The following is a 13,829-nucleotide window of genomic DNA, read 5'->3' on the forward strand; positions in this document are numbered from 1 at the left end:
AGTAAACCTCACGCCAACTCCGCCAGAAAGTTCTCCACCTTCTGGCGGTTGGCAAGGTCGTTCTCTTCACACCTGGTTTTAAGCGCCCGTACACTTTCCTGAAGAATGTGGTGTTCGTCTATCAGTGCCCGGATATTGTGCTTCAGGCTTTCAACGCTGTTGTCTGTAAACAGGAATCCACCTGTGAAATAACGCCGTAGTGCGGCTGTATCGCTCAGGATTCCCGGTTTAAGCAGCGACACGGCCTCGTAGGCGCCGCAGTTAAGGCAGTCCTGGCGTGTGGTCAGCACCAGTACCCCGTGTGCACTAGCCAGTTGCTTTACATAATCCGGCTTGCTTAGGAACCCGGCAAGATGAACGCTGGTCGGCACTTGAGCGGCATCTGCTTTTCCTTTCGGATTCCCGGTAATTGTTATTCTGAGTGTCTCTTCAGGAAAAGCTTCGGCGGCCTGGAGAACATTCGTGTATGGCTCATCCGATGCCCAGGTGCAGATAAACAAAAGCTCAAAGGGTCCGCGTTTCTCGCTTCTGGAAACCGGAGGCTCGATTGAATATTGCCCGACAAAATCCGGCAAGGGGTCTTCCAGTATGATCGGGCTTCCACCCCACCGGGTGCATTGCCGCGCGAGGGATGTGTTGGTCACGATAACGGCGTCCGCCTTCCGCACAACATACCGGGCAATCCCGTTCAAAAGCCTGCTTTTTCCATCCAACGGAAACAGTCCGGCGTTGTGTTCATCAACAACTACTGTGTAGGCAAACAGCTTTCTCAAAAGTACGCAGAAAAAGCTCAGAACAATGGAGGGATTCTGGCAGAACACCACGTCAGGTTTTTCTGAGCGAATGAGCCGGAGTGTTTGCAGCAGGGACTCTGCATACCTTCTGATCCCATGCTTCTCGGACACAATTTCATAAAGTGGTATGCCCAATAGCCCGGACAAGCTCCTGTTACGGGTCTGGTATTCCCAGGTCACCCAGATGACCGATTTTCCATTCATGGTGCTAACACTTCCTGGTAAAGGGTGCGGTACCGTTCATTCATTTGATCAGATGTGTACTCAGACAAAAACCGGTCGTAAGCCAGTCTGGCCTTTTCAGATGCCAGCGCAGGGTTGGCCAGCACCTCAGCCAGCGCCCGGAAAACAGATGCCTCGCTGATATCTGATGACAGGTAGCCAAACTTTCCATGCCCCAGTACGTTAGGAATCTCCCCGACGGGTGTACTGACGACCGGGGTCTGCACCCGCACGGCCTCGAGCAGGGTTAACGGAAGCCCCTCGGTTTCTGAGGAAATCAACAGCGCTTCAGCGTTGCCGATATAGGCCCCGGCATGATCGCTGTAGCCGGTGAAAACTACCTTGTCGGCCAGGCCCGATTTCGCGGCAAGGGCCTGCAATTCCTTTTTTTCAGGGCCGTCGCCAATGATGACCAGGCTATAGTCCGGGTACTCATCCGCAACACGCGAGAAGGCGCCAATGGCTGTATGGATGGCTTTCTCGGCTGAGAGCCTGCCTACCACTACAATGTAACGCCCTCCGTGAAGGCGCACTGGCGCGGCCTTGCTGGTGCCTTCATCAATATCGATTCCGTTGGGAATAAACCGAACATTATTTTTGGACAACAGGCTCTTTCTTAATCCGTCCGTCACCACCACTACCCGATCTGGCCGGTAACTGAGCAGGAAATCCAGTGCTTTGTATACGAAGAGTTTTGAAAACACCCTGCTGGCGGTATAGCCGTGAATGGTTGAGACAAAGGCCGGTGCCCGCTGTTTTCTGGAAAGCAGGCCTATCAGAATATTGAATTTATAGCCGTGGGAATGGAGCACCGAAAAACCATTTTCCTTTGCCCAGGCAGCGACTTCAGCACCACCGCTAAGGTTCAGACCAGGCTTCATACGCCAGGGGGTGCATGGCAATCCCTGTTCGACACAGGCCTGTTCGATTGCCTTCTCACCTTCCCCCGGAAACCCAGCGCTCAGAACCATGGCATCGATTCCGTGGGCACGCTGTTTACGGACCAGTGCCAGAAGCATTCGTTCAGCACCGTAAAGGCCGCCGCTATCAATCAGGTGCAGTACCTTTAGCGCCATGCCGGTCTATCCCTTCCTTGGGTTCCAGATTACCTTCTTCTCACCTTTCAGAAAGGCAACACAGGCCTTGTAAGAGGCGAGGTTCAGAAGCATGAAATAATAAGGTATCGAATAGAGGGCCGGCAGGGCTTCGCCCCCCTTCTCTTTTTTGTGACCCTGCCAGGCAAGCAGCGCAAAGCCGATATAGCCAAGGGCCGCAAGGGTATATATGCCAGCTTTCGGTGCCAGGTACAGTGTGGTCAGTGCCAGTGTGGCCATTGGCACGAAGGCGCCGTATCGCAGCAGTTTGTGGGAGATCATCTGCCAGGCGAAGATGGCATTGTTTGCCGGGTTCATCAGTTGTTTCATGTCTTTCAGGGCCCACAGCGCCCGCAGGCTTACCCGTACCCGCATGCTGAACTCGCTGGTGCCGTCTGTCAGGGCTTCTTCTTTCAGCAGTGCGTCTGGTTCATAAACCACACGGTAGCCTTGCTCGACCACTTTCAGGGGCTGGACAAAGTCCGGTAGCTGGTCTGCGCGCAGGGGCTGGTATAGCTGTTTGCGCATGGCGTCTATTCCGCCATCCACGCCGACTACGGAGCCAATCCGTGTTTCCTGCAGGCGCAGCCAGTTTTCGTATTTCATGTAGGCGCTGCAGCCGTCGCCGATCAGGGAGCCATCCTGGTGCACGTAGACCATTTTGCCGGTGACGTAACCCACGGCAGGGTCGTTGAAGTTGCGGGCCAGTTTGCGCAGTGCCTGGGTATCCCACTGGGAGTTTGCATCTGAAAACAGCAGGATTTCGCCGGTGGCGTGCTGGTGCAGGGTGTTCAGGCCGGTGGTTTTGCCCTGCCTGGGCACTTGTCTGAACAGGCGGATGGGCACCGGGGCGTCTTTGGCAATGCGTTCTACAATGTCGTCGGTGGCGTCTTCTGATTCGTCTGAAATCACCAGGATTTCCATTCGGTCGCCGGGGTAATCCAGCGCCAGTTTGTTGCGCAGGGTGGCTTCGATGTCTTTGGCTTCGTTGTAGGCGGCAATGAGAATCGAAACCGCAGGCTGATGATGTGAACTCTTATTGACGGGCCGGTGTTTCAGCCTGGAAATAAGCCATACAAGCATGGGATAGCCGGCGTAGACGTATATCAGCAGCAGTAACGATAACCAGAATATAAGTTTCAACACCCGTAACCCTCAGAGAAATCAGTCAAAGTAAGAAATTTCAGGATGATCAATAGGTTTGAGATGGTCGGCCGTACCTTTCTGTCTTTGACCTCAATTACTGTGCTTCCAAAGTAACATTTTTGTATTTGGTAGCATCAGTTCCTTCTCCAGATTATAACGGCCGGCTTGCTGAAATTGATTAAGCGCTGTATCGATTCGGCCAACCGAGAAATCCTCTTCAGAAGCAACACGATCGACTGTGATAACCCACAGAGTTTTGTACTGATCTACAATTGATCGCCAGTCAACTGTTTTTATACGCCGTATATCCTGATGAACATCCACGCCTGCCACCAGCCCACCGCTCCCAACCACAAACCACGCCGGTACAAGATTCCTCAAACATGCAAGCTTGTCAGATCTTCTTTCTGCATGAGGAATATGCGCATTGAAGCGGACTTGCTCAAATGGCGACAACACAACAACGCCAATGTCTTCGTGACAGGGCCCCCCAAGAAATCTTTCTGTAACAGCCGGCCAGTCATCCGATTGATTCTTCAGTACCGCATTGTCGTAGAGCGCGATGGCCTGATACGAAAATAAAAGCAGGGAAGCAGCGGCAATTCCATTTCGTACCGGTCGATTTGGAATACCCCACAGGCCAATGGCAATAATCAGCGCGAGCACTGGAACGATCATTGTGAAGTATCGAAGTACCATGATGGATTGAAAGACTGAAACAGCAAAGCCTATAGCCAGGGTTCCTCCAGCAACAATTAATGCTGGTATCGCCTTTGAGGACAGGGGCATGTGATCATTAAAAAACAAGGTTTTTACTGCGTATTTTTCAGTTCCGACATGGCGCAACCAGTAAAATAAAATCCACAAGCACAGCAGAATAAAACCAATCACGACTGATAATTCGACCCGGACGTTGCCGATGTGTGTACTGCCAAGCAACTGGTACACCATCCGGTACATGCTCTCAATGCTTACTGGATCTATCCAGTCGAGGTTTTCGCCGCCACTTGTCAGAATCACATACAGGCCGGGGACCAGAGCTGAAACACAGGTTAACAGGGCAACTACCAGAGATCCCAACTGGGCACCTTTATTCAAAATACAGTCAACCAACAGGATCGCGCCAATGATGGCGAAGAAGATCAAAGAGAGAAAGCCGGAATAAAAAGAGATCGCCGCGATCCCGGCGAGTGCATAGAGATAAACAGATCTTCTGGATTGCAGAAAGTAGTAGAGGAAGATCAGGCCCAGCAAGCAAAGCAGCATCACCATACTGTATGCTCTCAACTCGCCCGAGTACCTTATAAACAGCGGGTTGGCAACGAGTATGAAGGACGCAAGCAGCGCAACGCCCTCAGAAAAGTGTCGACGACAAAACCAGAATAACGCAACGATTGTTGCAAAAGCCGGCACCATTGAAAGGTATCTTAACTCAATAGTCTCCAACCCGTTCATAGCAAATGGACGCACCAGAGCATAGTAAGGCGCCATATTCATCTCGTTTCCCAGAACCAGAGTGCGGAAAACTTCCGCATCTGATTTGACGAATAAAAACGTAAATCCTTCATCCAGCCAGATATCCCGCGTCTCAATCACGAAAACTGAACCGGTAAACCAGTAGAGGACCAGAGCCGCGAAAGCTAGAGTTGATCTTTTGGGCAGAGATAACATCCAATATCCTTATTAGACTGGTTATGCGCCAGCTTCCAACGTGCGAGTTTTTATCAGAATATTACTCATCGTGTTAAACCGAAAATGCCTCAAAAGACTGTCCAGCCGGGCTTCGCAGACATCCAGGTTGTTGTAGTGGCGGAAGCGGGAGAACCATTTTACGTCCAGCCTTGGCTGGCCGGGGTCGACTTCCCAGGGATGCAGGTAGAACACGAACGGCTGGCCCTGGCGGTTGATGCTGCCCAGGCCCCAGCGGCTGAACCAGTAGGGAAACAGCCGGAAATAGCCACCGCCCGCTATGGGCAGTGTGTAGCCGGGCAGTTTCATGGTGCTTAGGGGAAATTCGGCCAGGGTGTGGCCTTTATCGGTGGTCAGCTTGTGGGGCCAGCGCGGTGTACCGGGCATGCCGTAGCGGTCGTGATGTACGGGGAATATGGAGGAATCCCAGGTAAAACCTTCTTCGGCAAGGATATCCAGGGCCCAGCGGCTTTCGTTGATGATGGAATAGCTGGCGGCCCGGTAACCGGTGATGGGCTGGCCGGTGATGTCTTCCAGTATGGCCTTAGAGCGACGCGTTTCTTCCCGGAATACGTCTGGTGTCTGGTTGTAGATAAGCTGATGGCTGTAGCCATGGCTGGCAATTTCATGGCCTTCTTTCTGGATGGTGCGGACCAGTTCCGGGGATTTTTCCGCCACCCAGCCCAGGGTAAAGAAGGTGGCTTTGGCCTTGTGCCGGTCCAGCAGGCTGAGTATGCGCTGGGTGTTGGCTTCCACCCGGTATTCCATGGAGTGCCAGTCTTCCCGGCGCACGGCTTCGGCCAAGGCGGCTACCTGGAAGTAGTCTTCCACGTCGATGGTCAGTGCGTTTTCAATCCGCCGGGCCTTATGATCGGTTTCCATCGCTTTTCCGCCCATTACTGGAATGCGTAATTTATGGCTATCAAAACCCAGTTTTCATCGTATTCACGCTGGCGCACATCGCTTCTTTTGAGCTCCCGGCCTATGCGGGACTGAAGGCTCAGGCCTCCGGAGATATTATGGGTATACCCAAGGGAGACCTCCCCTACCCGGTCATCCGTACCGTCGGTGAACGAGGATAATTGATAGCTAGCTCTGGCTGAAAACGAGGACACACCACTAATCGGGCGGGAATAGTTCACGGAGAGCCTTTCACGGTTCTCTGTTTCACCGGATTCCAAATATTCGGTCTGGCTAGCTTCCAGTTCGGACGACAGGGAGCCTCCGCTGCTGAGCGAATTGCGGTAACCCAAAGACAGGGTGGTGACTTCCACCGCCGAAGTGTTTTCCAGGTCGAAACTGAAGTTGTCGAAATCGAGGCCAACTGTCGAACTCTGGTCCGTTAATTGCCGGTCAATGGCCAGTGACAGGTTGCTGGACTCAGTTATCTGGCGGTTCAGTCGTAAATTGCCGGAAATGCCTTCGGAAGACACTTCACTGTTGCCCTGACTGTTTTCGAGCTGGTTGACACCCAGGGCGCCACTAAGGCTTGTATTTGCCCACTGTTTTCCGAACGTCAGGCTTACGGCTTCTCTGTCCAGCTCTTCCTCTGTATCAAGCTCGGTTCTTTCCGCGCTGACAGACAAGCCCGCCCGGAAGGTGGGGCTGAACAGATGGGTGTAGGAAACCGCGCCCAGAACCCTGTTACTGTCTGCTTCCTCTGGTTCTTCAAATTCTGTGTTTTCGTAAGAGGCTGACAGCTGGACAATATCCACTTGCGTCAGCCGGAGTGAATACACAGGGCCTGTCCTGAAGGTGTTTTTTCTGGTGAGGTTATCGGGGGTGTCCGGGTTCCGGTTGTCCTGGGTTACCTGCTTGATACGGTCAGAAGTTTGCCAGATAAGGTTCGGGGTTATTTCACATTGCCCGGATAACCGGCCATCTGTGAAAATTTCCGGGTCGAAAGTATCTTCGTGCCACACCGCATAGCCAATGCCACCACCCAGCGAATAGTTACACCACCCCGGTTCGCCGGATTTGTCGATGTTAAGGGTAATGCGGCTTTCAATGTCGCTTTCAGTGTCGCTGCGGGTTTTGGAAACGTTATCTGAAAACCGGTTATCAAGGCCGATGCTGATTGCCGCAGGCGCCGCCGCGGCTGTGCCCGGTGCCAGATATGCTGGAAGCATCATCACGGCCGTTGCAAGGATCTTCCCTGATCGCAGTGAGCTAGCCATTGATTACCGCCCCGACAAATTTCTTTGGATCAAATGCCTGGGCAGCCGTATCGGCTGCGGAAGCGGTTATTTTACCGTGTGGCACCACCAGCATGGTGAAGTCACACAGCTCCCCGAGTATCCGTGCGTCGGGGGATTCATTGATGGGTGCGGTGTCCAGAACGATAAAGCGATCCGGGTACCTTCTGCGAATTGCCTGCAGAAACTGTTTCATGCGGAACGAGGTGAAGAATTCCGCCCCGTTTTCCCTTCGGCTGCCTGCTGGTACAAGACGAAGTCGTGGAATGCCTGTGGGGTAGATGATGCGGCCGATATCATAATCTGAGTCCTCCAGAAAATCGGTCAGCCCAGTTTCCGCTGCCAGGTCCAGTTGTGAGTGCAGGGATGGATTGCGCAGGTTGCAGTCGATAATCAGCGCTGTTTTTGCCTGATCAAAGGCGAAGGCGGCGGCCAGATTGAGGGCCATAAAAGATGCCCCCGCCCCCTCGCTGGCGCCCGTGACCACCAGCGTAAAATTGTTGCCACCAGACACTTCAAGCAGTTTTGTGCGCAGGTGCCGGAACCGGTTTACGAGGTTCCTGTTGGCGGATTCCGGATAGATAATTCGCCGCTCGTCCAAGTCGTCTTTGGTGAGCCTTCTGGGCTCCTGCATTTTGACGATCTGTTTGCTGATAACGAATCTGTCTACAGCGCCTGCGCCAAGTTCAAGCGAACTGGGGACAAGCAGGCGGGAATCTTCCCGTTCTGTCTGAAGCCCGCGGCGACCCTCGGAACCGTCGCGGCCTTGTTGCTGCTTATCAGATTCAGTAGCCCGCTCTTCGTCCTGAACCGCCATCTCCTGATTCTCTTCCCGGTTTTCTTCCGATTCCGACCGACCACCGTTGTTACGATCCGCCATCGATGACTCCCATCAACGTTGCACCACTGATGCCGGCGTAGGCAGCAACGGTCAGTGCCGCGAAAATGATTACGGTTATGGTTACTAACCGGTCGCGGCGTTTTTCATAGGGTGTTCTTACTTCCGGAATTTCGGCCAGCACCGGCAGCCCGACACTCTGTTCCAGTTGCGCTCTGGCCCTTACCCTTGGGTCTATCTGAAGAATGCCAGCAATGGCACCAAAGGGCGCAAGTACACCCAGGAACAGCCCTGCGAAGGCAAAGGTTGAAAACTGCATGTCGTAAGGGGCATTCGGGAACTGCGCAGACTCATAGATTTCATAGTTCAGGCCCTGCCCCTCTACATCAAGGTGCATGGATACACGGGCTTTTTCACGGCGTTTGAGCAGATCGTTGTAGATCTGGGTGTTCACGCCCAGGTCACGGGTGATGTCTGCGTACTGGGTTTTATTCTCCTGAATACGCTTCATTCGCTCTTCCTGCTCGGCGATAAGCTGCTTGATCGAATTTATCCGCGTATCAATGGTGCCGAGATTGGCCTGGGCTTTGGAGATAGACGCCCGGATTTCCTGGTAAAGCGGGTTTACGATCCGCTCTCCACCTGCGGTTTCCGATTCATAACCCTGTTCCAGCGCCTGCTCTCTCTGTTTCTTGAGTTCGGCAATCTGTTCTTTCAGGATGACGATATCCGGATAGCTGTCCAGGTATCTCAGCCGTAGCTCGTCCAGCTGTGCTTCCATTCTGCTGATTCTGGTCTGGAACACATCCGCGGACTGGCCCTGTCGCACCGTCGGGTCGATGGTCTCAAGCTGGTTTTCAAGGGAGCGTATCCGCGCCTGGACTTCCGACCTTTCAAGTTCTGCGAGCTCCAGTTGCCCCTTGAGACTGTTCATGCGCTGGCTGGCTTCGCCTTCCGTGCCTTCACGGTTCTCAGACAGGAATGCCTGCAGCCGGGCCTCGACTTCCTCTAACTGGCCCTCGTAACTCTTCACCTGTTTATCGATGAAATCATAGGCGTTACGGCTTTCAGCCCGCTTGCGGGCAGAACTCTCGGAGATGAACAACTGGCCAAGGCGCTGGGCCACCCTGAACGCCTTGACCGGGGATTCAGAACGGTAGGTAATTCCGAAATATTGTCCACCGCGAGGCCGCACATCCATGTCACTTCGCAGCTGTGCTATCCGGGATTCGAGCACATCGGGTTCCAGGGTTTCTGAGCCAGAACCGTACAACCCTGGGTCTGTGGCTATTCTGGTCAGTACGTCCCGGTTGGACAGGATCTGTTTCGCGGAAGATGTCTGCTCGCTGATTTTGGTGGTTACAGCAGTGCCTTCCATCAGCGGCCCAATAATGTTCTGGTCGTCCACAAATATCAGAACTTCTGACCGGTACTTATAAGGCCAGACAAAGCCCGTGGCCAGAACCGAAAAGCTGACCACCGCAAAGCACAGGAATACCAGCCACTTTCGCGAGCGGACTTCGCGAAGAACTTCAATGGGCAGATTTGAGAGCGGTAGTGCCATTGACCATCACCTGTTAAGGGTTATCAGAAATCTCTTTCGGGAACAGCGAGTATATCGCCGGGCCGCATTGGGTAATTGGTTTCGATATCGCCCTGTTTGAGAATATCATCGAGCCGCACAGGAATGGCAACAACCTCGCCATTCATCGGCCGGTAGAGCATCGCTTCGTTCGGCTGAGCAAAAGTTGTACCGCCACCAGCGCTCAGGTACATATCCAGAACGGTCATACCTGCCCTATGAGCAACTGAGAGCGGGCTTTTCACAGCGCCGGTTACCCGGACACGGTCCATGAATTCGTGGCTTCCCATGCTGGTTACCACAATGCTGACCTGGGGCTCGCGGATATAGGTTGAAAGCTGGCTTTCAATGTCGTCGGCCAGCTCTTCCGGTTTACGGCCGGTGGCCTGGACATCGCCGACAAGCGGTACGGAGATTTTCCCATCCGGCCGCACAGGTACGGTGATGCTGAGGTCTTCATTTCGCCAGACGGAGACTCTGATCACATCCGTTGCGCCCAGGATATACTCATCGACGCTGTTGATGGTATCCAGGCCCAGCGCCTGCTGAATCTTTTCCTGGGATGAGGGGGAGTTGCCCGCGCAACCTGAAATAAATAGGGCTGCTACCAGCAAAAGCAGGGAGCCGCGTAATATGTCCTTGGATAGCATTGTCATTCCTCTGATCACCTGAAGTTGCCTTAATCTTTTTACCGTGAACCTTTCTTGAACAGTACCACTTCCACTGTCTGTATTATAACCAGCAGATCCAGGAGCAGGCTCTGGTTCTTGATATAGTAAAGGTCGTATCTTAACTTTTCCCGGGTGTCTTCTTCATTATCTGCATAGGCAAAGCACAACTGCGCCCAGCCGGTGAGGCCCGGTTTTACCCGGTGACGCTCGCTGTAGAAGGGAATTTTCTCAGAGAGCTGTTCTACGAATACTGGGCGCTCCGGGCGCGGGCCGACGAAGGCCATGGTGCCATTCAGTACGTTAAAGATCTGGGGCAGCTCGTCTATCCGGACCTTGCGAATAAATTCGCCCACTTTTGTTACCCGCGCATCGTTCTTGCTGGCCCAGACTGCGCCGTTTTTTTCTGCATCGGTAATCATGGAGCGGAATTTATGAACTTTAAACACCTTGCCGTTGAGCCCCACCCGCTCCTGGTTATAAAACACTGGCGACTTAAGGCCGTCTTCAATTTTTATGGCGATGGCGGTCAGGATCATCAGGGGGGCGCCCGCCACCAGCAGGAGAGTTGCAGCAATCAGATCCAGCGAACGCTTGCCAATCCCGAAAACCGAGGACACGGTGAAGCCATCGGAAAACACCAACCAGCCCGGGGTAATCATTTCCATAGCCACCTTCCGGGATTCGCGTTCGTAGAAGCTGGCACCGTCAATAATCTTGACGCCTTCCATTTTGCATTCCAGCAGGTCATCCATCGGTAGCCCTTTGCGACGATCGTCCACGGCAACCACGATTTCCCGTACCGGATGCTTCAGGATGTACTGCTGCATTGTTCCCGGTATCTGGATTAGATACTGATCCTTTATCTCAACAGGCTCATCCGCCAACGGAACGAACCCCTCAAAAACGAAGCCTTTCCGATTTAGGGGACTTTCCAAATCCTCCAGTAATTGCCGGGCTCGATAGCCGGCACCCAGAACCAACACGCGGCGCCGGAAAGTATCCTTCCCAACCAAGGCGAAAAATACCACTCGAGCAATACCAAGAAGAAAGAATCCGAAAACTGAAGCCGTGCTCAATACATTGAATGTTCCGAGATACCAGAACCAGTCGCTGACCAGAAAATAGGTAAACCCACACAGAGGAATACTTACGATAAGTCCCATGATGGTCCGCAACATCATCCCGGACATACCCTCTTCAAGGCGGGACTGGTGAACCCCCAAAGCAAGCATGATGATCAGATTGATCATAGCGAATGCAACGGCCGAGGGTAGGACAAATACAAAGCTATCGAGGAAAAATTCTAAGTCACCAAAAAAACGGAAAAATACCGTAAACGCCAGGGCAAAACCCAGAACAATAAAGTCGATCAGGCTAAGAATGACAAAGGGGAGATGAAGGTAATGCTTAAACAATCTGACGTGGGCCACGTCGACTCCTTTTGCTGTTCAAAACGATAAAAGCGCATCCAATGCCTTTTATACAGCGATCGTAAACAGCAGTGTACTGCAATCCGCCGCCAACCAAAAGGTACTACTCCCATGAGAATGCCGGATGATATTGAACCTTATTTAACCCACATTGATCCACAGTAAAGCAAGGGGATATAAAGAACGAGTACACATTCCAAATCCATCCATGCCAGCAGTGGCAGTAGTCTCTTTTCGAAACAATACTTTCTGTGTCTGGAACCGAATTTGATGGGAGTGTCATCATGCCGCTCTATGTCCTGCTTTTCATTATCTGTTCGGTAGTCACTCTCGCGGGCTGCCAGACCTGGCCTCCCGGCGACGTTGAAGACCTTCCGCCTACTGCGGCTCTCCCTCAATCGAGTGTTCGGGGAGAAGTTCAGGTTTATTACTGGGATAATATCAGCGGCGTTTCGGTAGATTCACTCACTGCAATGGAAACCTACCCCGAAGAGCCCGACACCATCGAAACCCTTGGAGAGCTTCGAGGTCTATCTGAACGAGGTGACAACTACGGCAGTCTTGTCAGAGGCTATATTCATCCACCTGCCAGCGGTTTTTATACTTTTTATGTGAGCGGGGATGACGAAACCGAACTCTGGCTCAGCCGCTCCTCAAACCCTGATCAAATAACAAGAATCGCCACCGTTCCCGGCTGGACGAAGGAGCTCATATACGACAAATATGCTTCACAGCAATCTCCTTCGATAGAGCTAGGAGTCTGCGCGGCAGAAGCTACATTCTGGCACAATAGATCAAAATTCTTCAGCAACAGGATGACTGATGGGAACCACTTTCCGCCCGTATTCGCCTGGCCAGGAACTGCTTCTTCCCCCGAGCCTGAACGAGTGGCTGCCTGAGGGGCATCTGGCCTATTTTGTCAGTGATGTCGTCGAGGAGCTGGATTTAAGCGCGTTTTATGCCCGCTACGAAGGCAACGGCCGACGCAACTCGCCCTTCGATCCACGAATGATGCTGAAGGTTCTGATCTACGCCTACGCCACCGGCGTTTTCTCTTCACGCAAGATCGCCCGGAAGCTGGAAGAAGACGTGGCCTTCCGGGTTCTGGCGGCAGGCAACTTCCCCAGGCATCGCACGATCTGTGATTTCCGCAAACACCATTTGGTTGCCTTCAAGGCCGTGTTTATTCAGGTGGTCCGGATTGCCCGGGAAGCGGAGCTGATCACGCTGGGAACACTGGCGATTGATGGCACCAAGGTTCGGGCTAATGCCAGCAAGCACAAGGCCATGAGCTATGGCCGCATGGGCGAGGAAGACGATCGTTTATCGAAAGAGATCGATGCACTTTGTCGTCAGGCGCGTCAGACAGACCAGTCGGAAGACCGACAGTTCGGCCCGGATAACCGGGGTGATGAACTGCCTGAAGAGCTTCAGTACCGGCAGGCGCGGCTGGACAAGATTCGTGCCGCCAAAGAGAAATTGGAAGCAGACCAGAAAGAGCGGGACAAGGCCCGGGGTCGGTCCCCGGACGATGATCGGCGCTCACCTCGCGGGGGCCCGAACTTCAAGCGGGATTATGGGGTTCCGGATGACAAGGATCAGAGCAATTTTACCGATCCGCAAAGCCGGATTATGAAAACGGCGGACGGGTTCCAGCAATGCTACAACGGCCAGTTGGCCGTGGATGGTGAATTCCAGCTGATTGTCGCCAACCACCTGGGCAATAATCCCAGTGACAATGGCTGTCTGATACCACTGCTGGATCAGGCAAAAGACACTCTGGAAACCTATCCGGATCAGTGTCTGGCTGACGCGGGTTACCGTAAAGAAGAAGATCTACAGACCCTGGAAGACAAAAGCATCGACGGCTATGTCTCGCTGCGCCGGGAGGGCAAGAAGAGTTCAGAGATAGACGCGAGCCGTTATCCGGCCAGCGCCCGGATGGCCGGGAAGCTGGCCACGGCAACCGGGCGATCGGTTTACGCTCAGCGCAAGCATCTGGTTGAGGCGGTCAACGGCTGGATCAAGCATGTTCTGGGCTTCCGACAGTTCAGTCTGCGGGGCCTTCACGCCGTGCAGGGTGAATGGGATCTGGTCTGTCTGTCGCTTAATCTCAGGCGGATGAGTTCACTGATGAGGCTGAAATAGAGGGTCCGAGGGATCCTTGG

General features: G+C 53.2%; 12 protein-coding genes. 2 read left to right on the plus strand and 10 right to left on the minus strand.

What is annotated here, in order from left to right; genetic code table 11:
* Window positions 1–8 precede the first annotated feature (8 nt).
* The 10 genes from ACGK9W_RS07435 to ACGK9W_RS07480 all read right to left on the minus strand — a co-directional run bounded on the left by ACGK9W_RS07435 (window position 9) and on the right by ACGK9W_RS07480 (window position 11,661).
* Window positions 9–998 (minus strand): glycosyltransferase, encoded by a 990-nt coding sequence (locus ACGK9W_RS07435; protein WP_405420067.1) that lies wholly within the window; start codon window positions 996–998, stop codon window positions 9–11.
* Window positions 995–2,092, minus strand: a complete 1,098-nt coding sequence (locus tag ACGK9W_RS07440; protein ID WP_405420069.1) for a glycosyltransferase — start codon at window positions 2,090–2,092, stop codon at window positions 995–997. Before ACGK9W_RS07440 ends, ACGK9W_RS07435 begins: the two co-directional genes overlap by 4 nt.
* 6 nt (window positions 2,093–2,098) lie before the next feature.
* The gene (locus tag ACGK9W_RS07445; RefSeq protein WP_405420071.1) at window positions 2,099–3,256 is read right to left on the minus strand and encodes a glycosyltransferase family 2 protein; all 1,158 of its coding nucleotides are present in this window, start codon (window positions 3,254–3,256) and stop codon (window positions 2,099–2,101) included.
* 90 nt (window positions 3,257–3,346) lie between these two features.
* The gene (locus tag ACGK9W_RS07450) at window positions 3,347–4,927 is read right to left on the minus strand and encodes a hypothetical protein (protein ID WP_405420074.1); all 1,581 of its coding nucleotides are present in this window, start codon (window positions 4,925–4,927) and stop codon (window positions 3,347–3,349) included.
* Window positions 4,928–4,948: 21 nt separating this feature from the next.
* Window positions 4,949–5,827, minus strand: coding sequence for an XrtA system polysaccharide deacetylase (locus tag ACGK9W_RS07455; RefSeq protein WP_405420077.1), 879 nt, complete (start codon window positions 5,825–5,827; stop codon window positions 4,949–4,951).
* A 14-nt stretch (window positions 5,828–5,841) separates the two neighbouring features.
* A complete protein-coding gene (locus ACGK9W_RS07460) occupies window positions 5,842–7,122 on the minus strand; it encodes a hypothetical protein (protein ID WP_405420080.1) in 1,281 nt (426 codons plus the stop codon).
* Window positions 7,115–8,020, minus strand: a complete 906-nt coding sequence (locus tag ACGK9W_RS07465; protein WP_405420083.1) for a polysaccharide biosynthesis protein — start codon at window positions 8,018–8,020, stop codon at window positions 7,115–7,117. The genes ACGK9W_RS07460 and ACGK9W_RS07465 overlap by 8 nt, the downstream gene beginning before the upstream one ends.
* Entirely contained in the window at window positions 8,007–9,542 is a 1,536-nt protein-coding gene (locus ACGK9W_RS07470) for an XrtA system polysaccharide chain length determinant (protein ID WP_405420086.1), read from the minus strand. Before ACGK9W_RS07470 ends, ACGK9W_RS07465 begins: the two co-directional genes overlap by 14 nt.
* Window positions 9,543–9,565: 23 nt before the next feature.
* Complete coding sequence (locus ACGK9W_RS07475; protein WP_405420088.1) at window positions 9,566–10,216, minus strand: XrtA/PEP-CTERM system exopolysaccharide export protein; 651 nt, start codon at window positions 10,214–10,216, stop codon at window positions 9,566–9,568.
* A gap of 32 nt (window positions 10,217–10,248) precedes the next feature.
* On the minus strand, window positions 10,249–11,661 hold the full coding sequence (locus tag ACGK9W_RS07480) for a TIGR03013 family XrtA/PEP-CTERM system glycosyltransferase (protein WP_405420091.1): 1,413 nt from the start codon (window positions 11,659–11,661) through the stop codon (window positions 10,249–10,251).
* Window positions 11,662–11,945: 284 nt separating this feature from the next.
* Between ACGK9W_RS07480 and ACGK9W_RS07485 the strand changes: the two genes are divergently transcribed.
* Window positions 11,946–12,560 (plus strand): PA14 domain-containing protein, encoded by a 615-nt coding sequence (locus tag ACGK9W_RS07485; protein WP_405420093.1) that lies wholly within the window; start codon window positions 11,946–11,948, stop codon window positions 12,558–12,560.
* Window positions 12,484–13,809, plus strand: coding sequence for an IS1182 family transposase (locus tag ACGK9W_RS07490; RefSeq protein ID WP_053112091.1), 1,326 nt, complete (start codon window positions 12,484–12,486; stop codon window positions 13,807–13,809). The genes ACGK9W_RS07485 and ACGK9W_RS07490 overlap by 77 nt, the downstream gene beginning before the upstream one ends.
* Window positions 13,810–13,829: the final 20 nt, after the last annotated feature.

This window comes from Marinobacter flavimaris, assembly GCF_045057155.1.
Taxonomy (GTDB): domain Bacteria; phylum Pseudomonadota; class Gammaproteobacteria; order Pseudomonadales; family Oleiphilaceae; genus Marinobacter; species Marinobacter manganoxydans.

What these genes read in the sequence shown, in the direction of transcription:
- ACGK9W_RS07435 (WP_405420067.1), bottom strand. Translation starts at nt 998, where the DNA reads ATGAATGGAAAATCGGTCATCTGGGTGACCTGGGAATACCAGACCCGT.
- ACGK9W_RS07440 (WP_405420069.1), bottom strand. Translation starts at nt 2,092, where the DNA reads ATGGCGCTAAAGGTACTGCACCTGATTGATAGCGGCGGCCTTTACGGT.
- ACGK9W_RS07450 (WP_405420074.1), bottom strand. Translation starts at nt 4,927, where the DNA reads ATGTTATCTCTGCCCAAAAGATCAACTCTAGCTTTCGCGGCTCTGGTC.
- ACGK9W_RS07455 (WP_405420077.1), bottom strand. Translation starts at nt 5,827, where the DNA reads ATGGAAACCGATCATAAGGCCCGGCGGATTGAAAACGCACTGACCATC.
- ACGK9W_RS07460 (WP_405420080.1), bottom strand. Translation starts at nt 7,122, where the DNA reads ATGGCTAGCTCACTGCGATCAGGGAAGATCCTTGCAACGGCCGTGATG.
- ACGK9W_RS07465 (WP_405420083.1), bottom strand. Translation starts at nt 8,020, where the DNA reads ATGGCGGATCGTAACAACGGTGGTCGGTCGGAATCGGAAGAAAACCGG.
- ACGK9W_RS07470 (WP_405420086.1), bottom strand. Translation starts at nt 9,542, where the DNA reads ATGGCACTACCGCTCTCAAATCTGCCCATTGAAGTTCTTCGCGAAGTC.
- ACGK9W_RS07475 (WP_405420088.1), bottom strand. Translation starts at nt 10,216, where the DNA reads ATGACAATGCTATCCAAGGACATATTACGCGGCTCCCTGCTTTTGCTG.
- ACGK9W_RS07485 (WP_405420093.1), top strand. Translation starts at nt 11,946, where the DNA reads ATGCCGCTCTATGTCCTGCTTTTCATTATCTGTTCGGTAGTCACTCTC.
- ACGK9W_RS07490 (WP_053112091.1), top strand. Translation starts at nt 12,484, where the DNA reads ATGGGAACCACTTTCCGCCCGTATTCGCCTGGCCAGGAACTGCTTCTT.